Origin of the sequence: Chitinophaga sp. W2I13 (genome assembly GCF_050434005.1) — a bacterium.
Lineage (GTDB): Bacteria > Bacteroidota > Bacteroidia > Chitinophagales > Chitinophagaceae > Chitinophaga.
In genome coordinates this window covers 6,655,923-6,680,813 of the sequence record NZ_JBNPWD010000001.1, presented here as the reverse complement: position 1 = coordinate 6,680,813, position 24,891 = coordinate 6,655,923, and the positions used below count along the sequence as shown (strand labels likewise).

The 24,891-nt window shown below is 47.5% G+C and carries 24 protein-coding genes; 16 read left to right on the top strand and 8 right to left on the bottom strand.

Annotated features, from left to right (window positions below):
• The first annotated feature begins 223 nt into the window (after positions 1–223).
• Positions 224–688: an Lrp/AsnC family transcriptional regulator gene (locus tag QFZ48_RS27420; protein ID WP_429047873.1), complete on the top strand. Its 465-nt coding sequence runs from the start codon at positions 224–226 to the stop codon at positions 686–688.
• Here QFZ48_RS27420 and QFZ48_RS27415 read toward each other — a convergent pair whose 3' ends face one another.
• On the bottom strand, positions 689–2,656 hold the full coding sequence (locus tag QFZ48_RS27415) for a tetratricopeptide repeat-containing sensor histidine kinase (RefSeq protein WP_429047875.1): 1,968 nt from the start codon (positions 2,654–2,656) through the stop codon (positions 689–691).
• 243 nt (positions 2,657–2,899) lie between these two features.
• Between QFZ48_RS27415 and QFZ48_RS27410 the strand changes: the two genes are divergently transcribed.
• The 3 genes from QFZ48_RS27410 (at position 2,900) to QFZ48_RS27400 (ending at position 5,731) form a co-directional block, all read left to right on the top strand.
• Positions 2,900–3,178, top strand: a complete 279-nt coding sequence (locus QFZ48_RS27410) for a SelT/SelW/SelH family protein (protein ID WP_429064689.1) — start codon at positions 2,900–2,902, stop codon at positions 3,176–3,178.
• A 267-nt stretch (positions 3,179–3,445) separates the two neighbouring features.
• A complete protein-coding gene (locus QFZ48_RS27405) occupies positions 3,446–4,633 on the top strand; it encodes a hypothetical protein (protein ID WP_429064687.1) in 1,188 nt (395 codons plus the stop codon).
• An 81-nt stretch (positions 4,634–4,714) separates the two neighbouring features.
• Positions 4,715–5,731 carry an outer membrane beta-barrel protein gene (locus QFZ48_RS27400; RefSeq protein ID WP_429064686.1) on the top strand — a complete coding sequence of 339 codons (1,017 nt, stop codon included), beginning with the start codon at positions 4,715–4,717 and terminating at the stop codon, positions 5,729–5,731.
• Positions 5,732–5,777: 46 nt separating this feature from the next.
• Here QFZ48_RS27400 and QFZ48_RS27395 read toward each other — a convergent pair whose 3' ends face one another.
• Complete coding sequence (locus QFZ48_RS27395) at positions 5,778–6,725, bottom strand: aldo/keto reductase (protein WP_429047882.1); 948 nt, start codon at positions 6,723–6,725, stop codon at positions 5,778–5,780.
• An 80-nt stretch (positions 6,726–6,805) separates the two neighbouring features.
• Between QFZ48_RS27395 and QFZ48_RS27390 the strand changes: the two genes are divergently transcribed.
• The 6 genes from QFZ48_RS27390 (at position 6,806) to QFZ48_RS27365 (ending at position 14,081) form a co-directional block, all read left to right on the top strand.
• Positions 6,806–7,624 carry a DUF6630 family protein gene (locus QFZ48_RS27390; RefSeq protein WP_429047883.1) on the top strand — a complete coding sequence of 273 codons (819 nt, stop codon included), beginning with the start codon at positions 6,806–6,808 and terminating at the stop codon, positions 7,622–7,624.
• A gap of 86 nt (positions 7,625–7,710) precedes the next feature.
• Positions 7,711–8,067, top strand: coding sequence for a hypothetical protein (locus tag QFZ48_RS27385; protein ID WP_429047885.1), 357 nt, complete (start codon positions 7,711–7,713; stop codon positions 8,065–8,067).
• Positions 8,068–8,113: 46 nt separating this feature from the next.
• A complete protein-coding gene (locus tag QFZ48_RS27380) occupies positions 8,114–9,511 on the top strand; it encodes a TolC family protein (RefSeq protein ID WP_429047886.1) in 1,398 nt (465 codons plus the stop codon).
• Between the two features lie 12 nt (positions 9,512–9,523).
• Positions 9,524–12,727, top strand: a complete 3,204-nt coding sequence (locus QFZ48_RS27375; protein ID WP_429064684.1) for an efflux RND transporter permease subunit — start codon at positions 9,524–9,526, stop codon at positions 12,725–12,727.
• Between the two features lie 16 nt (positions 12,728–12,743).
• Positions 12,744–13,832, top strand: a complete 1,089-nt coding sequence (locus QFZ48_RS27370) for an efflux RND transporter periplasmic adaptor subunit (protein ID WP_429064682.1) — start codon at positions 12,744–12,746, stop codon at positions 13,830–13,832.
• A gap of 48 nt (positions 13,833–13,880) precedes the next feature.
• A complete protein-coding gene (locus tag QFZ48_RS27365) occupies positions 13,881–14,081 on the top strand; it encodes a hypothetical protein (RefSeq protein WP_370913437.1) in 201 nt (66 codons plus the stop codon).
• Between the two features lie 390 nt (positions 14,082–14,471).
• Here QFZ48_RS27365 and QFZ48_RS27360 read toward each other — a convergent pair whose 3' ends face one another.
• The 3 genes from QFZ48_RS27360 to QFZ48_RS27350 form a co-directional block, all read right to left on the bottom strand.
• Positions 14,472–15,119, bottom strand: coding sequence for a MarC family protein (locus tag QFZ48_RS27360; RefSeq protein WP_370913438.1), 648 nt, complete (start codon positions 15,117–15,119; stop codon positions 14,472–14,474).
• 42 nt (positions 15,120–15,161) lie between these two features.
• A complete protein-coding gene (locus QFZ48_RS27355) occupies positions 15,162–15,776 on the bottom strand; it encodes a trimeric intracellular cation channel family protein (RefSeq protein ID WP_370913439.1) in 615 nt (204 codons plus the stop codon).
• Positions 15,777–15,846: 70 nt separating this feature from the next.
• Entirely contained in the window at positions 15,847–16,110 is a 264-nt protein-coding gene (locus QFZ48_RS27350; protein ID WP_429064680.1) for a hypothetical protein, read from the bottom strand.
• Positions 16,111–16,330: 220 nt separating this feature from the next.
• Between QFZ48_RS27350 and QFZ48_RS27345 the strand changes: the two genes are divergently transcribed.
• Genes QFZ48_RS27345 through QFZ48_RS27335 form a run of 3 tightly spaced genes read left to right on the top strand, consistent with a single transcriptional unit; the run spans position 16,331 to position 18,918 of the window.
• The gene (locus QFZ48_RS27345; protein ID WP_429064678.1) at positions 16,331–17,401 is read left to right on the top strand and encodes a DPP IV N-terminal domain-containing protein; all 1,071 of its coding nucleotides are present in this window, start codon (positions 16,331–16,333) and stop codon (positions 17,399–17,401) included.
• Entirely contained in the window at positions 17,364–18,494 is a 1,131-nt protein-coding gene (locus tag QFZ48_RS27340; protein ID WP_429064676.1) for a prolyl oligopeptidase family serine peptidase, read from the top strand. Before QFZ48_RS27345 ends, QFZ48_RS27340 begins: the two co-directional genes overlap by 38 nt.
• A 28-nt stretch (positions 18,495–18,522) precedes the next feature.
• Positions 18,523–18,918 (top strand): hypothetical protein, encoded by a 396-nt coding sequence (locus QFZ48_RS27335; RefSeq protein ID WP_429064674.1) that lies wholly within the window; start codon positions 18,523–18,525, stop codon positions 18,916–18,918.
• A gap of 227 nt (positions 18,919–19,145) precedes the next feature.
• On the opposite strand, the gene QFZ48_RS27330 is transcribed toward QFZ48_RS27335, so the two are convergent.
• Genes QFZ48_RS27330 through QFZ48_RS27320 form a run of 3 tightly spaced genes read right to left on the bottom strand, consistent with a single transcriptional unit; the run spans position 19,146 to position 21,362 of the window.
• The gene (locus QFZ48_RS27330; RefSeq protein ID WP_429047900.1) at positions 19,146–19,790 is read right to left on the bottom strand and encodes a VIT1/CCC1 transporter family protein; all 645 of its coding nucleotides are present in this window, start codon (positions 19,788–19,790) and stop codon (positions 19,146–19,148) included.
• Positions 19,791–19,800: 10 nt separating this feature from the next.
• The gene (gene rocD, locus QFZ48_RS27325) at positions 19,801–21,039 is read right to left on the bottom strand and encodes an ornithine--oxo-acid transaminase (RefSeq protein WP_370913444.1); all 1,239 of its coding nucleotides are present in this window, start codon (positions 21,037–21,039) and stop codon (positions 19,801–19,803) included.
• 59 nt (positions 21,040–21,098) lie between these two features.
• The gene (locus tag QFZ48_RS27320) at positions 21,099–21,362 is read right to left on the bottom strand and encodes an acyl-CoA-binding protein (protein ID WP_079471849.1); all 264 of its coding nucleotides are present in this window, start codon (positions 21,360–21,362) and stop codon (positions 21,099–21,101) included.
• A gap of 246 nt (positions 21,363–21,608) precedes the next feature.
• On the opposite strand from QFZ48_RS27320, the gene lepA reads away from it, so the two are divergent.
• The 3 genes from lepA to ureA all read left to right on the top strand — a co-directional run bounded on the left by lepA (position 21,609) and on the right by ureA (position 24,891).
• The gene (lepA, locus tag QFZ48_RS27315; protein ID WP_429047905.1) at positions 21,609–23,402 is read left to right on the top strand and encodes a translation elongation factor 4; all 1,794 of its coding nucleotides are present in this window, start codon (positions 21,609–21,611) and stop codon (positions 23,400–23,402) included.
• Positions 23,403–23,673: 271 nt separating this feature from the next.
• Complete coding sequence (locus tag QFZ48_RS27310; RefSeq protein WP_429064671.1) at positions 23,674–24,228, top strand: thioredoxin family protein; 555 nt, start codon at positions 23,674–23,676, stop codon at positions 24,226–24,228.
• 360 nt (positions 24,229–24,588) lie between these two features.
• The gene (ureA, locus tag QFZ48_RS27305) at positions 24,589–24,891 is read left to right on the top strand and encodes an urease subunit gamma (protein ID WP_370913447.1); all 303 of its coding nucleotides are present in this window, start codon (positions 24,589–24,591) and stop codon (positions 24,889–24,891) included.

Here is a 24,891-nt window from a genome sequence, read left to right as displayed (position 1 = left end):
CGCTAACAGTTCATTCAGCGTTGTAGCATCTGCTGCGGCCAGCCGGTACTCTTTCATAATCGTATTTTACAGGTGTATGATGCTGTAAAAGTACATATTGGTAATCTGATTGAACTGGAATAGAGATTGAATTAGAAAATATATACTACTTTTAAGCCTTTGTAAGATAAATAGCACTGCCGGGCAACCGCCGGACATCTTTTAAAAGAAAAATATAACTGCCATGGATACACTGGATAAAACAGACCGGAAAATACTGGACGCCCTCCAGGCCGATGCACGCCTGAACACCAAAGAAATTGCACACCGTATAGGGCTCTCCGTTACTCCCACCTACGAACGGCTGAAGAAAATAGAAAAAAGCGGGGTGATCAAAAGCTATGTAACCCTGCTGCATGGCGATAAAGCAGGCAAAACGCTCGCGGCATATTGTAATGTATCATTGCAGCTGCATTCACAGCCGCTGATAAAGAAATTTGAAACTGCTATTGCAAAAATGGAAGAGGTGATGGAGTGTTATCATGTAGCGGGCACGTACGATTACCTGCTGAAGGTAGTGGTAAACGATATGCGCAGCTATCAGTATTTTCTGACGAATAAACTGGCGGCCATTGAAAACATCGGGCAGGTGCACAGCTCTTTTGTGATGACGGAAATCAAGCACACCACAGCTTTCCGGCTGGGATAGTTAGCGCCTCAGCACACTCACACCGCTGAGCGGATGATCCTGTACCACTACCGTATAGGCCAGCGGGTTAGTCTCCGGTTCTTCGGACAAAGGGATGGTAAACGAGAAACTGCTGCCGTTGCCGGGCATACTGTTAAACCAGATCTGTCCCTGGTTGCGTTCTACAAAGTCTTTGGAAAGATGCAGCCCCAGCCCGCAGCCTTTTTCGTTCTGCGTACCGCTGGTAGAGTAGTAGATGTTGGAGAAAATGCGGTGCTGGTTTTCCACAGGAATACCGGTACCATTGTCTTTTACCGTAATTTCCGCCTGTTCGCCGTCATGTGTGGCGGTAATCATTACTTCACCGCCGGAAGGTGTGAACTTAATGGCGTTATTGATCAGGTTACGCATTACCAGCCTGATCATATCTGGGTCGGCGTATACCATAATGCTCTTATTCAGTTCGTGCGACAGCTTCACTTCTTTCTGCCGGGCAAGGGTTTGCAACAGCTCAAATTCGCGGTTTAATAATAAGGTGACGTCAAAGTCGTCGGCTTTTACACCAATGCCTTTCATCTGGTTGCTGGCCCATTGCAGCATATTGTCCATCATATAGGCCGTATTTTTTACGTCCCTCCATAATTCGTCGGTATAAATGCGGAACTGTGCCGCATCAATTTTCTCATCTTTCAGCAAAAAGAGTAGTCCTTCCAGGATGGCCAGCGGGGAACGGAGGTCGTGCGAAATGACCGAAAATATTTTATCCTTTACCTGGTTAAGATTTTCCAGGGTGGCGTTTTGCTCCAGGATAATGCGGTTCTGCATGGATACTTCCCGGTTCTTGTTATTCAGTTCCAGATACAGTTCCTGTTGCCTTTTATAAAGCCGGTACACCATTACCGTAATCAGCAACAACGCCAGGAAAAGCGCCCCGGCCGACAGCACCAGCACCCGCTGTTGCTGAATGGTAGCGAGGTGCATGTGTTGTTCTTTCTTCAATAAAATATTTTCCCGTTGCTTCTTTTCAGATTCATATTTTTCCTGTGAGCGGGATATCAGCCGGCCTTTTTCAGCATTGAAAAAGTCGATGTTACGGTTGCTGTATTCCTTGTAACTCGCAAAGGCAGCGGCATAATCATTCCGGGCAGAATCCAGCTCATAGCGGATCTTGTAATAAATCATCTCGTTTTTTACATTACCCAGGGTATCATTTAATAACTTTGCTTTTTCCAGGTTTTTGGCAGCGCCTTTCAGATCGCCCTGCATAGTTTGAATTTCAGCCAGGTTCAGGCTCGACTTCACCACACCGGGCAAATTGCCGGCCTCCTGGTAGTAGGTATTGGAGAACTGGTGATAGCGCAGTGCATCGTTATACCGGTGCTGAAGCATCGCAACAATACCCATGTTCTCATAGGTATAGGCCAGGCCGCGCTGATCGTGCAGTTCCAGCTTTATTTTCTCGGCCTTCTCCAGGAACAGCATAGCGGAATCTGGTATTTTCAGGGAGATATAAGCAGAGCCGATATTATTCAGGGTCTTGGCGATCTCCGTTTTTTCGTTTCTTTTCAGCTTTATAGCCAGGGCCTTTTTCAGGTAAATGAGTGCGTCCCTGGGCGTATTCAGTTCTGTGAAAATATTCCCCACATCATTATTGAGTACGCCGAGTGTGTAAGAGTCGCCGAGGACTTCTGCCAGTTTCAGGGCATTGAGGGTCAGCTGCATCTGCTGATCCAGGTGTCCTTTGGTATTTTCCACAAGGGCAAGGTTGCGCCAGGCCCATATTTTTCCTTTGGTATAATGAAGACTGTCGCTTAACCGGAGCGCTTCGGCGCCATACTTCGCTGCAGTAGGGGCATTTATAGTAAAATAAGTCCTGGCTACCTGGTTCAGCAGGTTTACACGGGCGGTATCGTTTTGTGAATGGGAGTGTAGTACTGCCAGTAGGCTGTCGTGGATAAGCTGTTGCGCTGTTACCGCAGGCGACAGCAAAATCAGACATAATGGGATTAAAACGCTCTTCTTCAAAGGACTGGCCGGCAGCATATTTAATATTGTTGGCAGTGACAGAGTGGAGCGATTCGGGGGCGGTCCACTTTAATATAGGTTAAAATTAAAGATAATGTGCCACGATTCAAAGTAAGTTGGGAAAAAAGTGAGGAATGGGAGCATGAATTTAGTGTTATGCCCGCCATAAATCAATTAGGTTGTATCTTTCCCGAAAGATTAATAGCAATGAAACCGCTCATTACCATAGAATACTGTCCGAAATGCGGCTGGTTACTCCGGGCCGCCTATATGGCCCAGGAACTGCTGACTACCTTCACAGACGAACTGGGAGGCGTTACCCTCCGCCCCAGCGAAACAGGGGGCTCCTATATTATCTGGCTTGGCGAAGAAAAGATCTTCGACCGCAAGGAAAGCGGGCATTTCCCTGAAATAAAATTCCTCAAGCAGCTGGTAAGGGATCACGTGAACCCTGAAAAGAGCCTCGGGCACTCGGACCGGCCGTAGCGCACGCCTTCGGCGTGGGGAAATTGTCTTGGAGCACTGATTACGCTGATTATACTGATTTTTGGATTTGATTTTTTGGGATTTTATAATGATTAGGAGAGATATATGCGGATCGCTTATATTTCTCTTAATCAGTACAAATGAAATCAAAATAAAAATCAAAAAAACAAAATCCGAAAAATCAGTATAATCAGCGTAATCAGTGCTCCAAGACAATTTCCCACGCCGAAGGCGTGCACTCCGCTAAAATCTTTACATTTGCAGCCTATGCGTAAAAACCTCCATATCACGGCTTTATCACTTTTATTAGCAATAGGCGCAAAGGCTCAGCAGGATAGCACTACCACAACCCCTTCTTCTTCACGGGAAGGGCTATACGATAGCGTATGGTTACGTAAACGGAGCTTCTTTCCGTTGCCGGTGCTCGGCTACTCCCAGGAAAAAGGGCTGGAAATCGGCGCCGCCATGTTGTATTCGTTTTATACGGATAATAAGAATCCAGACAGGGCTACCCGTAACTCCACGCTCAACCTGATCCCCGCGATCACCACGGAAAGCCAGTACAAGATAGACCTGAAAGCAAATATCTGGACCCGCAGCAATACCTGGCATTTCAAAAGCAATCTCCGGTATCATAACTACCCGCTTTATTTCTTTGGTATCGGTGATACCACCCGTTACGATAACCGGTCGCTGGTAAACAATAGCCGCTATAAAGTACAGGTGGAAGGGGAACGCCGCATCAGCGGACATTTTTATGCAGGCGCCTCCATATTATACCAGCATGATACCTACAGCAGCGGCGATAGTAAAGGCATTTATACCACCATGCCGCTTACCGATAAAGAAGGAGGATATGTTACCTTTCTCGGACTCACGGGTATCTTCGATAACCGCGATAATGAAAATTTTGCCCGCCGCGGTTCATGGCTGAAACTCAACCTGGCATACGCACCTTCTTTTTTAAGCAAACACCCGCTATTCAAAATAGAAGCACAAGGATCACATTTCCTGTCCATCTCCCGCAAAAGCACACTTGGCTTTAATGGCATCTTCAACAGTTTGCAGGGGAATGAACTGCCCTTTTACCTGCTGCCGGAAATGGGGAACGACCTCATCATGCGCGGCTATTACACCGGGAGATACCGCAACCAGAATTACCTGGCCGGACAAGCGGAATATCGCTATCTCGTTGATCCTAAAATGCGCATCCATATCTGGTTTGTGGATATCAAACCAAAATTTGCACTGGCAGCATTTGCCGGCACCGGTACCGTGTTCGCCAATCGTGATTTCCGTTTCGGCGGATTTAAACCAAGCTATGGCGCAGGGATCCGTTACTTCTACGACGAAAATGCAAGACTCACTATTCGTATAGACTACGCCGTTGGAGAGAAGCGCAGCGGTGAATCCAGGCAAAAAGGATTGTATCTGTCTCTGGCGGAAGCGTTCTAATGCAGTGCAATGGTGATGGTTATGTGGTAATAATTTGTTAACTTTCAATAGATTAAATACCATACTCCAAAACCATTGCATATGAAAAATCTATTCCTGCTAGGAGCAGTTGCCGTGCTTTTGATTGTTACCCACAGCACCCAGGCCCAGGACAATTCCAGCACCCAATCTTCTTCACATTCCAAATTTTATCTCAAAGTTACCGGTGGATATTTTTTCAGCGTATCGCCGGGGCAGTTTCCCAATGTTGGCCCGTATCCTCCGCAGGATCTGCACACAGAGTTTAACCCGGCTTCCGGTATGGATACGATTAGCCGGAAGGTGCTCACCGGTTCTTACGGAGAAGGTTTCAGGGGAGGACTTTCCGTTGGCTATAACATCAATAAATATTTTGCGGTAGAAGGAACCTTTAATTATTTCCACAGCAAGAAAAACCTGATGACCCGTCAGCGGACTACCCTGGCCGGTTCTGGCAGGGAACTGGGACATGTGGAGTCGCATGGACATGTGAACGCAATAGATTTTGCACCCAGCCTGGTGGTAAGTCCGGGCTTTGAAAAAGTAAACCCCTATGTGCGCTTTGGTGTAATCGTTCCGTTATGGGGCCGCCTCTATATTGAAACGGATGCTACCCAGGTGTCAAGCCCCGCCGGTATTCCTACAGGTACGCAGGTAGTTACCAATATCAGCAGGAAAGAAGAAATCAAACCTAATCCTACTGTCGGTTTCCAGGGAGCATTCGGTGTATCATTTACAGTGTCACCCCGCTTTGATGTTTTCGTGGAAACGGAATACAAGAATGTGCCGGTGCGCAGTAAAGAGAAAGAAATCACTGAGTACAATGAAACCAATACCCTCATCAATGGTTCCACCGGCGCGGTGATACAATCCCTGCCAGGCCGTACTATTAACGATTTGTCGGTAGCGGAAAAGAATACGAAATACGTAACTACGCTGGATCAGGGCTCCAATACGCCGGTAAACCAGCAGGGCACCAAAGTGATTTATAAAGATGATAATAAGCCGGGCAACGACCTGAAATCCTATATCAATATCGGGGGACTGGGATTAAATGTAGGATTGAAATTTAATTTGTGATCATAAATAACATAAAAAAGGGGAGGCCATTTAACCTCCCCTTTTTTTATGCACTTGCTTTGTCGAGTAACGCCACTGCTGCTGAATCCAGCTGCAGCTGCACGCCATTCATCAGTTCATGCAATTGTTCTTTACTGGTAGCACTGGCAATAGGCGCCGCTACTGCAGGGCGTGTAAGCAGCCATGCCAGCGCCACGCCGGCTGGTGTAGAGTGATATTGGGCCGCTACCTGGTCCAATGCCGCCAGGATATGAAGCCCCCTTTCATTAAGATAGCTCAACGCTTTCTGGCCACGGGCGGTGCTTTTGCCCGTGTCGGCGGCCGTCCGGTATTTGCCCGTCAAGAAACCACTCGCCAGCGAATAATAATTGATCACGCTGAGATGCTGTTCTTCACAGATCTTTGCATACTGCTGCTCATATTTTTTGCGGTCGTACAGGTTGTATTCCGGTTGGAATGTTTCGTACCGCGGCCAGCCGTTTTGCTTACTGGCTTCCAGGCTTTCCAGCAGGCGGGCGGCACTCATATTGGAAGTGCCGATAGCCCTTACCTTGCCGGCTTTTATCAACGTATCATAAGCGGCCAGCGCTTCTTCCACAGGAGTGGCTTCGTTATCGAAATGCGTTTGGTAAAGGTCTATATAGTCTGTTTGCAGGCGCTTTAAGGAAGCCTCTGCGGCTTTGAGGATATAGGCCCTGGTCACATTTTTGCCTTCACCCATATCACCGCCGGCTTTGGTGGCCACCACTACTTTGTCGCGATTACCTCGGTCGCGCATCCACTTACCAATTATAGTTTCAGATTCACCTCCCGAATTGCCCGGTACCCAGCGCGAGTATACGTCCGCCGTATCTATAAGGTTGAACCCATTTGCCGTAAATTCGTCCAGTAGTGAGAAAGAAGTGGATTCATTGGCCGACCAGCCGAATACATTGCCGCCAAAGGCCAGTGGGGCTACTAATAGCCCGGATTGTCCCAGTTTCCGTTTTTCCATAATAATTTTTTTATTGATACCTATCGCGGGTACATCCCGTACGTAATTTAATTACTTTTGTCTTTCACCGACTAATTTTTATGCCAGAACAGATGCCTGCTATTTCACGCGAAGATTTTAACTGGTTAACACAAACCTATGGAAAGGAGAGTGGCTACTCGCACATAGATACCAAAGAAAGTGTGGTGCATGAAATTTTTGTAGATAAGGTGCTTATTGGTACCGCCTTCCTGAACTGTGCTTCCTATGAACTTTCTTTTGATACGCCGGGACTGCACATCAGGAAAAACAGACTCGATAATTATAAGTTGCACGATAAAGCAGTGCTCATCCCAGATGAGATGAATGAGGAAGATGAAGAAGAGCTATTGCTCCGCTGGTCTGATCTCATGCACGAACTAAAGATGCTCGAAAACCTTCACGGTCTTTCAAATGCCCGCGAACCGCTGGCACAGCTGTACCTGGATATCTTTAATGAAGATGATGCGGAAGACCAGATCAGTCATTTGCCGGACATCGTGCTGCCAAATGCCACGGCCATATGGGAAGAATTATATGCTGCGCTATCCGCCACCGGCAACGTGGTGGAATTTGAGTGGCAGCAATTTGCAGAAAGCGGTATCATTGCGCTGAATGGGCTCAGGCCATTGCAACAGGCTGGTATTATGCTGAAAGCACCGGATGCAGATGATTTTGAAGCCATCATTGGCGCAGAAGATTTTGCCAAAGGCGTGCTGGATTTTGTAAATGACCAGCTGGATGAACATGAATTGAAAATAGTGGCAGCCGGTACCAGTCTGGATGAATATCAATCCTTCACCTGCCTTAATATGCAGGACTTTCGCCTCGCCAATGCCCTGTTGAAAATGGAAGAACTCTGCCTGATCTGTTTTTTTTAGGACATTAAAATCCGGTTAAAAAAATACGAGGCGCTGTCAAAGCAGGCACTTTTAAATACCTTAGTACATTCATTACAGTATACCACATGAAATTATTCCGGCATTTATTTTATGTATTGATTGCGGTGATGTTCCTGCCACAGGTGCAGGGGCAGCCCTGGAAAATACAGGTAAAAGGCACGGATAATATTCACCTGACCACCGGCATCGCCTTTAAAGCGGCGGAGAAAGCACCGCGGTTCCGCACTACGGTTAACCGGTTCAAACGCCGCCCTGTTGGTATCAACGACAGCTACGGCCACGAAAAGGTTTGTCCCCTTTTATTGTCCGCCGTTACTACCCGGTTTATTTATGTAGACAAAACCCTCAAAGGATATTATTTCAATCCTTACCTCAGCGTACCCACACCGCTAAGAAGCTGGAGAGGCCCGCCTGCCGCCTGATAACCCGTTTATCTTTTATTTATTTCATTTTCTTTTTTAGCGATTTATGAACTTACATATGATCGCGAAGAAGTGGTGTTGGTGGTTGCTATGTATTTTCCCCTTCACTTCTTTGTTCGCACAATCTGCAGCGGATAGCTTTTCGCTGCAGCGGGCCATTGCGCTTACACTTGCACATTACCCCGCTATAAAGGCCAAACAGGCCCAGGTAAACGCCGGACAGGCAAGCCTTACAGATATTAAGCATAATTGGTACCCGGCCATAAAACTGCACGAGCAGGTAGATGCCGGCACAGACAACAGCATATACGGATCTTATTTCACCATGGGAATGATTCCCTCCACTTCCGGGGGGATCCGCCCGGAAAATAACAGTGCCTTAATGAGCGGCAATATCGCAATGGCCGCTATGCAGTGGGAGATCTATAACTTTGGCGCCTACGGCAGTGAACAGAAAGAAGCGGCACAATCACTTAAAGTGCAGCAAACAGATCTGAATAATACGGCCAACCAGCTAACGGTATCCGTTATTCAAAATTACCTGGAACTGCTCCGGCTGTATGCCTTGCAGCAAATAGCATCGGACAATATCCGGCGTAATGCAGAAGTGCTGAAGGCAGTAACGGCTACCGTGCTGCATGGCCTCAAACCCGGAGTCGACAGCGCCATAGCTGCCGCAGAATTGTCGAAAGCAAGACTCACCCTGCTCGATATAAAAAACAACTATAACCAGGTGCGCATTCAGCTTAGTGTTTTCACCGGACTCGATACGGCGCTGATACTGCCCGATACCATTAACAACAAACGCCTGCGGGTGTTGCTGGGCAGCGAAGCGCCGGACAGCCTGGCCGCCCATCCCATGCTGGCTTATTATCATGCGGTATACGAACAACAACGCGCCGCCGCTGAGGTAATCCGCAAAGCAAGGCTGCCCAAAGTAAACCTGATGGCAGCAGGCTGGATGCGCGGCTCCAGCGGATCATTCAATGATGTATATGATAAAAACCTGTGGAGTGGCCTCGGGTACGGCAGGTACAACTATTTATTCGGATTGGGCATCACATATAATCTTACAGACCTGAAACGCACACACGAAAAAGTTGCTGTGCAGCAATACCGCTCGGAAGCAGCCGCGCAACAACTGGCTACCACCCGCACTGCGCTCAGTGGGTTACTGCAACAGGCGCAGTCGGATATTCAAACTTCGCGCGAGAAACTACAGGAACTGCCTTTGCAACTGGCAGCTGCACGGGCTGCAGCCCGGCAAAAAATGGCGTTGTATAAAGGTGGTCTCACCAATATTATTGATGTCACTACTGCTTTATTTGTTTTGAACCGCGCGGAAACAGACCTGGTACAAACACAGGATGCAGCCTGGAAAGCACTGTTCCGTGCTGCTTATGCCGGCAATACTATTTCACAACTTTTACCTGATCTGAATTAAACGCTATTCATTATGTCATTTGTATCTTCGGCACTGAAGAAGCCCATTGCGGTGGTGGTAATCACCGGCGGACTACTGCTTTTTTCGTTGCTGTCCATCTTCAATATACCCATCGATATATTCCCGAAACTGAACCTGCCAACTATCTACGTGATAGAGCCATACGGAGGAATGTCGCCGCAGCAAATGGAAGGGTTCTTTGCCACCCGCCTGCAGGATCAGTTCCTGTATGTAAATGGCGTAAAAAGTATTTCTACCAAAAACATACAGGGGTTAACGTTACTAAAGCTCACCTTTTATGAAAACACAGATATGGCGGAAGCTTCCGCCCAGGTGGCGTTACAGGTGAACCGCGCCATGAAGTTTTTTCCGCCGGGAGCCTTGCCGCCGCAGGTCATGCGTTTCGATGCATCGTCGCTGCCGGTGGGAGAGCTGGTGTTCAGCAGCCCTAAAAAGTCGCTGAAGGAAATTTATGATCTGGCCGCTACCCGCATCCGGCCTATGTTTGCATCTGTACCCGGACTGTCGGCGCCGCCACCCTTTGGCGCTAACTCCCGGTCGGTGATCATAAATGTTGATCCGCAAAAGCTGCGCAGCTTTAACCTCAGCGCCGATGAAGTAGTGGAAGCCATTGCGAAAAATAATGTGATGACGCCCTCAGGGAACATCCGTATCAACAATACCATGTTTGTGACCACCATCAATTCCCTCGAAAAAGAGGTGGCGGACTTTGGTGATATTCCCATTGTTACCAATGGCAACAACAACGTGTTCGTACGCGACATAGCCCGTGTAGCCGATGCTACGGATGTAACCGTGGATTATGCATTGGTTAATGGCAAACGCTCGGTATATATCCCGGTGGTAAAAACAGCCGATGCCTCCACCTGGGACGTAGTAAAAACACTGAAATCCAAAATCCCGGAAATGCAAAGCCTGCTGCCGGATGATGTAAAGGTATCGTACGAATTTGACCAGTCGGTGTTCGTGATCAATGCCGTGAAAAGCCTGATCACAGAGGGTACGCTGGGCGCATTGCTCACCGGGCTGATGGTACTCCTGTTCCTGCGTGACCTGCGTAGTTGTCTGGTGGTAGTGGTTACCATCCCGGTAGCAGTGCTATGCGCTGTAATGGGATTGAAGCTGGCAGGGCAAACCATCAACATCATGACGCTGAGCGGCCTTGCACTGGCCATCGGTATTCTGGTGGACCAGGCCACGGTGACTATCGAAAATATCCATCAGCACCTGGAAATGGGGAAGTCCAAACGGCTGGCAATTTATGATGCATGCGAAGAAATTGCATTCCCGCTGTTGCTCATCCTGCTTTGCATCCTGGCAGTATTTGCGCCTTCATTTATTATGACCGGGGTGCCACGTGCCATGTTCCTGCCACTGTCGTTGTCTATCGGCTTTGCTATGGTGGCTTCCTATTTCGCAGCGCAAACATTGGTGCCGGTTATCGCCAACTGGTGGCTGAAGGCTGATAAATACCAACACCATGCCCATGCCGGCCTGGCGCTGGATGCGGAAGAAATAAACGAAGTAAACGATCATCTGCAGCAGGCGGTGCAGCATCCGGAAAAAGCAACCGGCTTCGAACGCTTTAAACAGGGCTTTATGCAGGTCCTGGAAAGCGGTATGAATAAATCCCGTATAGTCGTAACCGTTTATATCATTGGTTCCCTGCTATTGGCTGGTGGTTGCTACGTATGGATAGGGAAGGACCTCATGCCCCACATCAACGCCGGGCAGTTCCAGCTTCGTTTACGCATGCCCGATGGTACCCGCCTGGAGCGCACGGAAAGCGCACTGCATGAAGTGCTGGCGGTAGTGGACAGTACCGTGGAAGGGCATGTGGCCATCAGCTCCGCTTACGTGGGATTAATTCCCAGCAGCTATGGTACCAGTAACCTCTATATTTTTAACAGCGGCACCCATGAGGCGGTATTGCAGGTGAACCTGGAGGAAAATTACAAAGTAAATATCGAGATGCTGAAAGATCAGCTCCGGCAGAACATCACGGCGAAAATACCGGAGATGCGGTTGTCCTTTGAGCCGATAGATCTCACGGAAAAAATTATGAGCCAGGGAGCAGCCACGCCGATAGAAGTAAGGGTGGCAGGGAAGGATATGAAACAGATTTCCGCGTATGCACAACAGCTGGTAGATAAGCTGCGCGACATTCCTTTCCTGCGGGATGTACAAATTGCGCAGCCACTGCATTTCCCGGTGATCAGCATTCACATTGATCGTCTTAAACTGGCACAGATGGGTTTGAACATTTACCAGGTGGCGCGTTCTGTTACAGCATCCACGTCCTCCAGCCGCTTTACGGAAAAAAATCAATGGCTCGATGAAAAGGTGGCATATACCTACCAGGTACAGGTGCAGGTGCCGGAGTACAACATGACAGCCTTAAACGACCTGAAAGAGATCCCGCTGGTGAAAGGCCAGCCCAGACCAGTACTGGCAGATGTAGCCACTTTTTCCCAAACGGAAATGCCAGGGGAATATGACCGCTCCGGTCCGCGTAGATTCGTTACCGTTAGCGCCAATATTTCGGGCAAAGATCTCGGTGCTGCCACGGCCGCCGTGCAACAGGCGATTCAGGAAACCGGCACACCGCCAAAGGGATTGATCACAGAATTGAAAGGCGCATCAAGCCTCCTGGTGGAAACATTGAACAGCCTGCAAAACGGGCTGATGATAGCGGTAGCAGTTATCTTCCTGTTGCTGGCGGCCAATTATCAATCGTTTAAATTATCGCTGGTGGTACTCACTACCATCCCGGCAGTAATCGCCGGTGCACTGATCGCCCTGTTACTCACCGGCGCTACACTCAACCTGCAATCTTATATGGGCATGATCATGTCTACCGGCGTATCGGTGGCCAATGCCATCCTGATCGTTACCAACGCGGAAAAACTCCGGGTGGAATACCGCGATGCGCGGAAAGCAGCCATCGTGAGCGCCGGTATAAGGCTACGTCCTATCCTGATGACCAGCCTGGCCATGATCGCAGGGATGATCCCGATGGCCAGCGGCCTTGGGGAAGCAGGAGATCAGACGGCACCGCTGGGACGCGCCGTAATCGGCGGACTGATAGCTTCCACACTTGCCGCCCTGCTTATATTACCGCAGGTATATGCGCTGATGCAGCGTAAGACAGGTTATCAGTCGCCCTCCCTAATGCCGGACAATGCCAATGTTTAAAATAAAATCTAAAATAATGAAGTACTATAAATATTACCTGTTCACGGTAAGTTTAATCATTGCCCTGGCGGCCTGTAATTCAGCCGCTATGACTGATAAAAAGAAAACAAATAAAGAAGAACGTCATTATATGCTCGCAACAGTGGTACAGCGACCGCTGGCTGGTAGTATCCGCTTGCCGGGCGCGTTAGCCGCCTTCCAGAAGGTTAGCATTTATCCCAGGATCAATGGTTTTGTGAAAAGCATTTCTGTAGACCGTGGCTCCAAAGTAAAAAAAGGACAGGTACTCCTGGTGTTGGAAGCGCCGGAAGTAACCCAGCATTATTACGCTGCACAGTCCAAATACCTGCAGGCAGCGGCCATGTTCGCCTCCAGTAAGGATAACTACGAACGTACCGTAGCCACCAGTGAAGAACCGGGCACCATTTCCCCGCACGACCTGGAGCTGGCAAAAGCCCGTATGCTGGCCGACAGCGCACTGATGAACAGCGAGCAGGCCAATTTCCGCGCGCAGGAAGTAAACCGTGGATATTTAACTGTTACCGCGCCCTTTGATGGCGTGATCACAGAACGTAACATTCACCCCGGTGCCCTGGTGGGGCCGGACACCAAAGTGGATGATAAGCCCATGTTGATGCTGGAGCAGGAAGACAAGCTAAGGCTGATGCTCCAGGTCCCCGAAATATACAGCGCCCAGTTATCAGAACAGTCTGTGATCACATTTGAGGTCAATGCCATTCCCGGTGAACATTTCCAGGGTACCATCGCCAGGCAGGCGGGTACGTTGAATGATAAATACCGCTCTGAAGCTGTAGAAATAGATGTACAGAACGCGAAACGGTTACTCAAAGCAGGAATGTATACAGAAGTGATGCTGCCGCTGAAAGGCTCTGCTCAGGCGCTGTTAGTGCCGGCCAGCGCAATTGTTATGTCTACGGAAAGAAAGTATGTAGTCGCCGTAAGAAATCACTATACAAAATGGATTGATATAGAAGAAGGTAATCATCACAACGACTCCACGGAAGTGTTCGGCCATCTGCAGGCGGATGACCGGGTGATCGCACCGGCAACAGATGAAATTAAAGAAGGTATCATGATCCCGTAAGCACAGTTCCGGCGTTTTTTTTGTAGCCATACGTTAAAACCATGACTTATGACGATCAAAAAAAGCACTTCCGAAAAGCGTGAGCTGAAAGAAACAAAGCGTAAGAATGAAACACTGGCTCCGGCCAAAGGCGGCGCCAAAAAGGAAAGGAACGACGACCGGAATAATGTATTGGAAGGATATGATGAAGACGAATACGATCAGAAAGATATCGCAGACAGCAAACGCAAAAAGAAAAACCAGGACTAAAAAAAAGTGCCGTCCCGAGGAGTCGGGACGGCTTTTCTGCTAACTGTTCCGTCTATATTGATTTTCTTATGTTCTTATTAAAAAAAGAGAACAAATAACATCCACCTAGTAATCAATAACGGATTTACCTGTTGTTCAACTAAAAAAACTTTATAAAGTGGCAATGAGATTCCTTCACGTATTTTTACGCGAAATGTTTTCGATAGGTTAAAATGTTTTTGGATTTTATGTTTGGATGCGCAATGACAATCATAGCGGGTCACGCTATGCGGATGATGGCTGCTATCTTCTTAAATATTTTTTCCCTTTTGTGTTATCTTGAAAACTCCTTTAGTGCGCATCTGAAATAATAACACGAAACGATTTAAAATTGTTCTGGGAAAACCGTTTTTAAAAATTAAAAAGTTCGCGGATGCCGAGCGCAAACATCTGAACCCCGATAACAGCTAGAATAAGTCCCATCATTTTTGTGATCACCATCATTACATTGGTGCCGATTATTTTTACAATGCGCTCACCTGCAATAAAGAGCAGATAGGTAATATAACATATAAATGCATAAATGGCTATTACAATAGCCAGGTGTGTAAGGTCTTTTGCCGCGGAATAACTCATGGAAGTGGTAATAGCGCCGGGGCCCGCCAGCAGCGGCATTGCCAGTGGGGTAATGGCTACGCTGATCCCCTGGTCGGCCTTCACCGGTTGAGCGCCGAGTTTGGGATTTTCATTTTTATTTTCCTTTTCTCCGCGTACCATTTCATAGCCAATCACGAATACAAGGATACCGCCGGTTACACGCAACGCGGCCAATGTAATGCCAAAAACATGAAAAATGAGTTTACCCGCCACACTGAAAACAAGAATAATACAGAAGGCAATGATCACTGATTTGGTGGCAATATTTCGCTTCGCTTTTTTATCCATATTGGATGTCAGCTCCATAAAAACAGGGATGGCTGAAACAGGATTTACAATTGCCAGTAATCCCATGAATACGGTGGTTGCAAAAGCAAGATAATTATCAAATAATGCCATCATATCAGCAATATAATAAATTTTATTTACCGGCAAACATCGCTGCTAGGAACGTAAGCGGGGCAATTGCCAGTTATGACGCAGGCTTATCAGCCGGATGGTCACTATAACGGTAACGGCTATACCCTGCGCAATGTCTCCGGAAACGCCGGTAAAGTGCCCCGCAACCAGGTACAGGATGCCACCGGCAATAGATGCCGCAGCATATATTTCGCGGGTAAAAAGAATTGGCTGCTCTCCGGTGATAACATCGCGCAGTAATCCACCGAAAGTGCCGGTAATAACGCCCAGCGCTACACATATGGGCATAGGAAGCCCCGCTGCCAGTCCTTTATTGATACCGGTAATAGTAAACAGCCCAAGACCAATAGCATCAAAGGTGCTGAGTAAACGGGTGAGTTTTTTCACATAGGAAAAAAATAATGCGGCAATAATAGCCGCGGCAATAATGGCCGTGTTGGTAAGTTCGTCCGTCATCCAGGCTACTGGCGTGGCGCCTGTCAGCAGGTCGCGGATAGTACCACCGCCAATAGCGGTGATAAAAGCCAGCGCCAATAGCCCGATAACATCATACGACTTATTAATAGCTGCTGTGGCTCCGGAAACAGCAAACGCAAAAGTGCCCAGTAATTCCAATACCTGGATGAAGGTAAGCTGCATTCTCCTTGTCTGATTTATGAACTAAGGTAAGGATACTTTATATGACTACGACAGGAGAACAACAACCAACTCAATAATCATCCTCATGGGCAGATTCACCACGGAGCGTACGCTCTATCTGGTTGCGGAGACCATGACTGAATCCTTCCACTTCAATTTTAGGATGGTGATCCAGGTAGATCATAAAGCGCCCTGTTTCCTTCGTAACAAGGTCATAGATATCTTCCAGTAAAGCGCAAAGTAATCTCCGGGTATTTTCAGCGATCTGCGCAAGAGAGGAATCTTCAAAATGCCGGTATTCACGGTTTTTATAAGATAAGGTAATCTGTATCATAACTGACGGTTTTTCTGCAGGAATTAGGATTACCGGTTAAAATATGGCTAACCGGCTGGTTTTCATTATCTAATTATTAAATCTGACATAAAAATAGGCAAAAAGAAATTGTTTTTTTAATACTAAAGGGTGATTTTTTATTAAGTGAACACTACCGTCCCTATATTGTTCATTTTTTTTCTATTATAATTTGGCTACCATTGCAAATTATTCTTACATAATGAAGAAACTTACGCTACTCATTGTTTTTATCGCGCTGTATTATTTACCAGCACAGGCGCAGCCCGGAAAGGGCATCCGGTGGAGCCTCGACGGCAAATCCTATTTTAAAGCCACCCCTGCCGGGATCGAATCTTACCCGTTGTCCGGTGAAGCATCTTCCCTAAAAGTCCCCGCAGTCAGCTATCACAACCTTGCCATAAAGGATTTTTATTTTTCAGGAGATGAAAAAAAAGTACTGCTTTACACCAATTCGAAAAAAGTATGGCGTTATGAAACCCGCGGTGACTACTGGTTGCTGGACATCGCCAGCGGAAAACTCCTGCAGCTCGGGAAAGATAAACCGGCTTCTTCCCTTATGTTCGCCAAATTATCACCAGATGGCACGAAAGCCGCGTACGTAAGCGGGCATAACATTTTCGTGGAAGACTTCGCCACAGGCGCCATTACTCCCATTACCACGGATGGTACCCGCCGTTTTATTAACGGTACATTCGATTGGGCCTATGAAGAAGAATTCGGCTGCCGCGACGGCTTCCGCTGGAGCCCGGATAGCAAGCGCATCGCCTACTGGCAGATTGATGCCACAAAGATCCGCGACTTCCTCATGATCGATAACACTGATTCCATATATTCCTTTACGGTGCCGGTAGAATATCCGAAAGCAGGAGAGAGCCCCTCTGCCTGCCGCATCGGGGTTGCCGACATACAAACTGCTAAAACAACCTGGATGCAGGTTCCGGGCGATCAGCAACAACATTATATTCCCCGCATGGAATGGGTGCCCGGTAAAAATACCCTCATCATCCAGCAGCTGAACCGCAAACAAAACGAAAGCAAAATAATGCTCTGCGATGCCGCCAATGGAAATGTACGCCCTGTTTACCAGGAAAAGGACAGCGCCTGGATCGATGTAAAGTCGCGCTGGGACGATGACAACATCGCCGGATGGGACTTTATCCGCAACAGCAAATCCTTTATCTGGGTGAGTGAACAGGACGGCTGGCGCCATCTCTACAATATTTCTACGGACGATGGTAAAGCCACTTTACTTCACACCAGGAAACTATGATGTGATCAGCATCGCCAAAATTGATGAAGCGAGTAACACCATTTATTTCCTCGCCTCACCGGACAATCCTACCCAGCAGTACCTTTACAAGGTGCCGTTAAACGGAGGCAAGGCAGAACGTATCACACCCGCGAATGAACCCGGCTCCCACGAATATAAAATTTCACCTTACGGAAACTGGGCTATCCACGACTTCAGCAACGCATATACTTATCCTGTTAGTGAAAACCTGCAGCTGCCGGCGCACAAAAGCAAGGACAATACCGTACTGAATGCTATTACCAAAGGCGCTGCAGCACCCAATAAACCGGAGTTCTTCAGCATCACCACCGTTGACGGCGTTACCATGAGCGGCTGGATGAGTAAACCCGCCAGTTTTGATCCCTCCAAAAAATATCCCGTGGTATTTTATGTATACGGCGAACCCGCCGGCGCTACCTCGCTAGACGCCATTGGCGCAGGCCGCAATTTCCTCTACGACGGCGATATGGCTGCCGACGGATATGTGTACGTATCAATGGACAACAGGGGCACCCCATTGCCCAAAGGCCGCAACTGGCGTAAATGCGTGTACCGCAAAGTAGGATTGATCAATGCACGCGACCAGGCTATGGGCACCAAAGCATTGTTACAGAAATATACTTTTCTTGATCCGCAACGCACCGCTGTTTGGGGCTGGAGCGGCGGCGGCTCCATGACGCTGAATCTCCTGTTCCAGTATCCGGAGATCTATAAAACAGGGATCGCCATTGCTGCGGTAGGCAACCAGCTTACTTATGATAACATTTACCAGGAACGCTATATGGGCCTGCCCGAAGAAAACCGGGAAGACTTTGTAAAAGGTTCGCCTATCACTTATGCAAAAAATCTCCAGGGCAATCTGCTTTATATTCATGGCACCGGTGATGACAACGTACATTATCAGAACGCGGAAATGCTGCTGAATGAACTGATCAGGTATAATAAGCAGTTCCAGTTTATGGCTTATCCTAACCGCACACATAGTATCTCTGAGGGGCAAGGCACTTTTGAACACCTTTCTACTTTATATACTAATTATTTGCGTTCGCATTGTGAACCGGGCGCAAAATAAGTACCTTTGCCTCCCTAAATTTAAAAGTATGTCCAGGACAGCTATTATTGGAATACTGGCAGTGTTGCTGGTGATTATCTGCGCGTTTTTGCCGTGGTCGGTGGTAGACGTGGAAGGCAGGCACCTGGTTTTTACAGGCGTAAACGGAACGGGTTCCAATTACGGAGAGCCGGGCCGGTTATGTATTATCCTTTCTATACTGGCAATTGGAATATTCCTGGTAAAGAATAAGTGGGTGTCCAGGGTGAACCTCTTTATTGTAGGGTTTCTGCTGGCCTGGACCTTCAGGAATATGTTGTTGTATTCAAGATGTGAGATGGGCGATTGTCCGCAGTCGCAACCCGGCCTTTACTTATCATTAGCTGGTGCGCTGGTAGCCTTTGCCTGCGTGTTGTTTACACGTCCGCCTAAAAACAGTAAATAAAAATCCGCATCGCCGAAGACGATGCGGATTTTGTCTTTCCCACTGATTACGCTGATTATACTGATTCCCTTGATTTTACTTTTGGGATTTTTTTATGATTTTAAAAAGATTCGGGGAGATATAAGCGAAAATATCCGCTTATATCTCCCCGAATCATTAAAATCCAAAGTGATCAGATCCCTAAATCAATATAATCAGCGTAATCAGTGGGAAAGACAAAATCCGCTTCAGAAGATGGTTTTATGTAAAATCCATGCACCCGCAAGGATACCGGCTCCCATCAACCAATACCGTAAAATCACCGGGAGCGGACGTTGCGCGGTTACTTTCGCCTTGATAAAACTGAAAATCGTGAGTCCCAGGAAAACCAGCAGGATACTGGTAGGGGAGGCCGCTGCGAAATTTTCATTGGAAAGGTAAGGTCCCAGCGAAAGGATGCCGCCAAGCAAAAAGAAAACTCCCGTCATCAGCGCACTCTTGATAGCACGGGAACGGCTAAACGCAGATTCCTTTACTTTTTCCTGTTCCAGCATCAGCTCCCATGAATGGGCATCCTTTTCCATTTCCTGTTCTATATGTGCAATCATACGCGGGTTGATATCCAATCGTTGCAGCTTAGACCGTTCCTGGTCCGACAACAGGGCGCTGTCGTGCTGCAGGTCGCCTTTATTAGCCTGGAAAGCGCTGATCATTACCAGTACGGCGCCAATGATCAGTGCGCACAGGTGAATGGTATAAAAGGTTTGCACTTCAATGGGAAATACCTGTATCACCTGCGTAGCAAAGAACAGCAGGAAAAGTCCATCGGGAAACCCGATTAAAAAATCTGTCTTCCACCCGGAACTACGGATGGCTTTATGGGATATAGTCATACAAGGTTCACTAACTGAAAGCCTGCTCCAGGCTTCTTTTGATGATCTGCACGCAATCGTTGATCTGTCCTGCGTTGATAGACAGGGGCGGTGCAAACCGTATTTTATCACCGTGTGTTGGTTTTGCCAGCAGACCGTTTTCTTTTAAAGTAAGACAAAGGTCCCAGGCAGCTTCCGGGTCTTTATGTTCAATAACGATGGCGTTCAGCAGTCCTTTTCCACGGATGGTGGTGATGTAAGGCGAATGCAGTTCCTTCAGGCCGTTGCGGAGCAACAGGCCCATTTCAGCGGCGTTTTCCGCCATCTTCTCGTCTTTCAGCACCTGCAGGGAAGCAATGGCCACTTTGCAGGCCAGCGGGTTGCCGCCATAGGTGGAGCCATGTTCGCCCGGTTTAATGGTGAGCATGATCTCATCATCCGCCAGTACAGCGCTCACCGGTAAGGTGCCGGCCGACAAAGCCTTTCCAAGTATCAGGATATCCGGGCGCACATTTTCATGGTCGCACGCCAGCATTTTGCCGGTACGGGCCAAACCCGTCTGTATCTCGTCTGCAATAAATAACACATTGGCATCCTGGCAGTACTGCCACGCTTTGGATAAATACCCTTCATCCGGTACCATTACACCTGCTTCACCCTGTATAGGTTCTACCAGGAATCCGGCTACGTTTTTATCCTGTAAAGCCTGTTCCAGTGCTGTTAGGCTGTTGTATGGAATGACTTCATAGCCCGGTGTGAACGGACCAAAATTATCACGTGCGGCAGGATCCGTACTGAACGAAATCACATTGAGCGTACGCCCGTGGAAGTTATTGGCGCAAACAATGATCTTTGCTTTGTCTTTCGGAATGCCTTTTACAATATAGGCCCAATGACGGCAAAGCTTCAGCGCTGTTTCCACTGCTTCCACCCCCGTATTCATGGGCAATACTTTGTCATATCCGAAATAAGCAGTGATATATTGTGCATATTCTCCCAGCAAATCATTGTGAAATGCACGGGAGGTAAGTGTCAGCTTTTTTGCCTGCTCTATAAGGGTGGCAATAATTTTAGGGTGACAATGCCCCTGGTTTACAGCAGAATAACCGGACAGAAAATCATAATAACGTTTGCCATCCACATCCCATAAAAAAACACCTTCGCCCCGGTCCAGTACAACCGGCAGCGGATGATAATTATGGGCACCATATTGTTCTTCCAGCGCCAGGTAATGTTGTGACTTTTCGCTTATCGTGTATGAAGGTACCATAACCCAAAAGTAAGGAAAAAGATGAAAGAAGCTGTTAGCCGTCAGCTAACAGCTCCCGGCTAATTGCCTCCTTTCAGTTTCTTTACCAGGTCCACATATTCCTGCATCGCCGCATCCTTCGTTTTACCTTTCAACTCCGCCCACGCTTCATGCTTGGCTTTCGCCACAAAATCAAATGGGTTGGAAGGACCGTCGTTATCCACGTCGCCGGTTGTTCCCTGTTTGTACAAAGCATACAACTGCAGCAAAATTTCATTGGACGGTTTCTCCGGCAGGGTTTTACTGGCTGCTACTGCCTCTTCAAACTGACTGGTTAGTTCCATGTGCGGTGAATTTTAAATTTAATAATACGGGTTAACACCCTCATTTTTCCCTTATGTCTATAAAGTTGAGCTTTATATATTAATATATCAAAAAAAGCCCGCGCCATCCTTTCTATCTCCTTAAAAACCAAATAACAAAACATAATTACTAAACGCATTAACTAATGAACTAATTTCAATACCTTTGCCGGCTGAAAAGGTCCGATGCAGTACATTGCAGCAGGACACGGAATAGCAAAAAAACATATGAAGAATATTCGCAATTTTTGTATCATTGCCCATATTGACCACGGTAAAAGTACCCTGGCAGACCGTTTACTGGAGTTTACACATACTATTTCCGACCGCGACATGCAGGCACAGGTGCTGGACGACATGGATCTTGAACGTGAGAAAGGGATCACCATCAAGAGCCACGCCATTCAGATGGATTACACGGCAAAAAATGGTGAAAAATATATCTTTAACCTGATCGATACCCCCGGCCATGTGGACTTCTCCTACGAAGTATCCCGCGCCCTTGCCGCCTGCGAAGGAGCCCTCCTCCTGGTAGACGCCGCACAGGGTATCCAGGCGCAAACTATCTCAAATCTTTACCTGGCACTGGAAAACGACCTCGAAATCATCCCCGTTATCAATAAAATTGATATGCAGGGCGCCATGATCGAAGAAGTGAAAGACCAGATCATTGAACTCATTGGCGTAAAAGGGGAAGATATCCTGCTTGCCTCCGGTAAAACCGGTATCGGCATTGAAGAGATCCTTGAAGCCATCGTTCACCGTATTCCCGCTCCCAAAGGCAGTAATGAAGCGCCGTTACAGGCACTGATCTTCGATAGCGTATTCAACTCATTCCGTGGTATCATCGCGTATTTCCGCGTGTTCAACGGCTCCATCAAAAAAGGTGATAAGATCCGGTTTTTCAACAGCGGAGAAGAATATTTTGCAGATGAAGTAGGCATCCTGAAACTTGGACTCGATCCCCGCAAGGAAGTATTCACCGGGGATGTAGGGTATATTATTACCGGTATCAAAAGCGCTAAGGAAGTGAAAGTAGGGGATACCATCACCTTATCCAATAATCCTTGCTTAGAAGGTATCAACGGCTTCCAGGAAGTAAAACCAATGGTATTTGCCGGTATCTATCCTGTAAATACGGAAGATTTCGAAGAGCTGCGTGAGTGTATGGACAAACTGCAGCTGAACGATGCTTCCCTCACCTATGAGCTGGAAACCTCGCAGGCGCTGGGTTTTGGCTTCCGTTGCGGATTCCTCGGTATGCTTCACATGGAAATTATCCAGGAACGCCTCGAAAGGGAATTCAATCAAACCGTTATCACCACGGTTCCCAACGTAAGCTTCATTGCACACACAACCCGCGATGGCGTGATCATCGTAAACAACCCTAGCGAAATGCCCGATCCTACCAAACTGGACAGGATCGAGGAGCCTTTCATCCGCGCACAGATCATCACCAAGCCGGAATATATCGGTAACATCATGACCCTGTGTCTCGGCAAACGCGGTAACCTCCTGAATCAAAGCTATCTGACCACCACCCGCGTGGAACTGATGTTTGAAATACCATTAACGGAAATCGTATTCGACTTTTATGATAAACTGAAAAGTCAGACACGTGGATACGCCTCCTTCGACTATACCCCGATCGGATTCCGCGACAGTGATATCGTGAAAATGGATATCCTCCTGAACAACGAAAAAGTGGATGCACTCAGTGCCCTGATCCACAGAAGTCGCGCACAGGAGTTTGGCCGTAAACTCACCGAAAAACTGAAGGAACTGCTGCCCCGCCAGCAATTCCTGATCGCCATCCAGGCAGCCATCGGCGCCAAGATCGTTGCCCGCGAAAACATCAGCGCTATGCGTAAAGACGTAACCGCAAAATGTTATGGCGGTGACATCTCCCGTAAACGTAAATTACTCGAGAAACAAAAAGAAGGTAAGAAACGTATGCGCCAGATAGGCAACGTGGAAATACCACAGGAAGCGTTCCTGGCGGTACTCAAACTCGATGATTAAAGCGTAGGTTGTCTTACTCAGGATTACGCTGATTATATTGATTAAGGGGATTGATCACTTTGGATTTTATATGATTTTGGGAGATATAAGCGGATATATTCGTTTATATCTCCTTTTAATTTTTATATAAATCTGAAAATCCAAAAAAAAATCCAAAAGTAAAAATCAAACTAATCAGTAAAATCAGCGTAATCCTGAGCCAAGACAATTTCCGCATCGCCGAAGGCGATCCCCACGCGAAATTTGTTATATTTGAGAAAACCAATCACCCATGCGTTCTTTAGTGCTCTCTTTAACATTCGTATTTTCCGCGCTCGCTTTCTCGGCCGTAAAAGCGCAACAGGCGCCACCCGCCGCCGACCAGGTAGTAAAAGATGCCTGCGCGCAGGCAGCCAAAGCCAATAAAAAAGTGATCGTCATCTTTCACGCATCCTGGTGTGGCTGGTGCCATAAAATGGATACTGCCATGAATGATGCCAGCGTGAAAAAAGCATTCGACAACAATTACGAAATCCGTCATATCACCGTGCTGGAAAACGGCGCCAACAAATCGCTGGAAAACCCCGGTGGCGCAGATCTGCTGGCAAAATATCACGGCGATCAGGAAGGCATTCCGTTCTGGCTGGTATTAAACACCAACGGTGAACTGCTGGCCGACAGCCGCATGAAAAGCCCCACCGGCAAACTGCAGAACGTAGGCTGTCCCGCCCAGAAAGAAGAAGTGGATTACTTCGTTGGCATCCTCGAAAAAACATCAAAAATGAAACGCGGAGAACTCGATGCCGTACGTACTCGGTTCGGTAAAATAGCCAGCGCCGCACATTAAGCGGATTTTGTCTTACTCAGGATTACGCTGATTTTACTGATTTTTTTGATTTGAACATTTTGGATTTTAAATGATTTGGGGAGATATAAGCGAAAATATCCGCTTACATCTCCCCAAATCATTTAAAATCCAAAGTGTTCAAATCCCTTAATCAGTAAAATCAGTGTAATCAGTGGGAAAGACAAAATCCGCCTATATCTCCCCAAATCCTTTAAAATCCAAAATGTTCAAATCAAAAAAATCAGTAAAATCAGCGTAATCCTGAGAAAGACAAAATCCGCGGAAAAATCGTACTTTACCACTCCTTTCATACACCAGCCAATCTCCCGGAAAAAAGTTTTTATACAACAATCTATTCATATGCACCTGACTGCACGGGAAACCGAGAAATTACTACTGCACCTGGCCGGTGAACTGGCCGAGAAAAGAAAAGCACGAGGACTGCGCCTTAACTACCCGGAAGCCATCGCCCTTATCAGCAGCCGCTTAATGGAAGCGGCACGAGACGGCAATACCGTGGCAGCGCTCATGCACTATGGCGCTACCATTCTTACCCGCGAAGATGTGATGGAAGGCATACCCGAAATGATCCACGAGGTTCAGATCGAAGCTACTTTTCCCGACGGTACCAAACTGGTCACCGTACATGATCCTATCCGTTAA

Coding starts and splice junctions, on each gene's coding strand:
- QFZ48_RS27420 (WP_429047873.1), top strand. CDS start 224: ATGGATACACTGGATAAAACAGACCGGAAAATACTGGACGCCCTCCAG.
- QFZ48_RS27410 (WP_429064689.1), top strand. CDS start 2,900: ATGAAACCGCTCATTACCATAGAATACTGTCCGAAATGCGGCTGGTTA.
- QFZ48_RS27405 (WP_429064687.1), top strand. CDS start 3,446: ATGCGTAAAAACCTCCATATCACGGCTTTATCACTTTTATTAGCAATA.
- QFZ48_RS27400 (WP_429064686.1), top strand. CDS start 4,715: ATGAAAAATCTATTCCTGCTAGGAGCAGTTGCCGTGCTTTTGATTGTT.
- QFZ48_RS27395 (WP_429047882.1), bottom strand. CDS start 6,725: ATGGAAAAACGGAAACTGGGACAATCCGGGCTATTAGTAGCCCCACTG.
- QFZ48_RS27390 (WP_429047883.1), top strand. CDS start 6,806: ATGCCAGAACAGATGCCTGCTATTTCACGCGAAGATTTTAACTGGTTA.
- QFZ48_RS27385 (WP_429047885.1), top strand. CDS start 7,711: ATGAAATTATTCCGGCATTTATTTTATGTATTGATTGCGGTGATGTTC.
- QFZ48_RS27380 (WP_429047886.1), top strand. CDS start 8,114: ATGAACTTACATATGATCGCGAAGAAGTGGTGTTGGTGGTTGCTATGT.
- QFZ48_RS27375 (WP_429064684.1), top strand. CDS start 9,524: ATGTCATTTGTATCTTCGGCACTGAAGAAGCCCATTGCGGTGGTGGTA.
- QFZ48_RS27370 (WP_429064682.1), top strand. CDS start 12,744: ATGAAGTACTATAAATATTACCTGTTCACGGTAAGTTTAATCATTGCC.
- QFZ48_RS27365 (WP_370913437.1), top strand. CDS start 13,881: ATGACGATCAAAAAAAGCACTTCCGAAAAGCGTGAGCTGAAAGAAACA.
- QFZ48_RS27360 (WP_370913438.1), bottom strand. CDS start 15,119: ATGATGGCATTATTTGATAATTATCTTGCTTTTGCAACCACCGTATTC.
- QFZ48_RS27355 (WP_370913439.1), bottom strand. CDS start 15,776: ATGCAGCTTACCTTCATCCAGGTATTGGAATTACTGGGCACTTTTGCG.
- QFZ48_RS27350 (WP_429064680.1), bottom strand. CDS start 16,110: ATGATACAGATTACCTTATCTTATAAAAACCGTGAATACCGGCATTTT.
- QFZ48_RS27345 (WP_429064678.1), top strand. CDS start 16,331: ATGAAGAAACTTACGCTACTCATTGTTTTTATCGCGCTGTATTATTTA.
- QFZ48_RS27340 (WP_429064676.1), top strand. CDS start 17,364: ATGGTAAAGCCACTTTACTTCACACCAGGAAACTATGATGTGATCAGC.
- QFZ48_RS27335 (WP_429064674.1), top strand. CDS start 18,523: ATGTCCAGGACAGCTATTATTGGAATACTGGCAGTGTTGCTGGTGATT.
- QFZ48_RS27330 (WP_429047900.1), bottom strand. CDS start 19,790: ATGACTATATCCCATAAAGCCATCCGTAGTTCCGGGTGGAAGACAGAT.
- rocD (WP_370913444.1), bottom strand. CDS start 21,039: ATGGTACCTTCATACACGATAAGCGAAAAGTCACAACATTACCTGGCG.
- QFZ48_RS27320 (WP_079471849.1), bottom strand. CDS start 21,362: ATGGAACTAACCAGTCAGTTTGAAGAGGCAGTAGCAGCCAGTAAAACC.
- lepA (WP_429047905.1), top strand. CDS start 21,609: ATGAAGAATATTCGCAATTTTTGTATCATTGCCCATATTGACCACGGT.
- QFZ48_RS27310 (WP_429064671.1), top strand. CDS start 23,674: ATGCGTTCTTTAGTGCTCTCTTTAACATTCGTATTTTCCGCGCTCGCT.
- ureA (WP_370913447.1), top strand. CDS start 24,589: ATGCACCTGACTGCACGGGAAACCGAGAAATTACTACTGCACCTGGCC.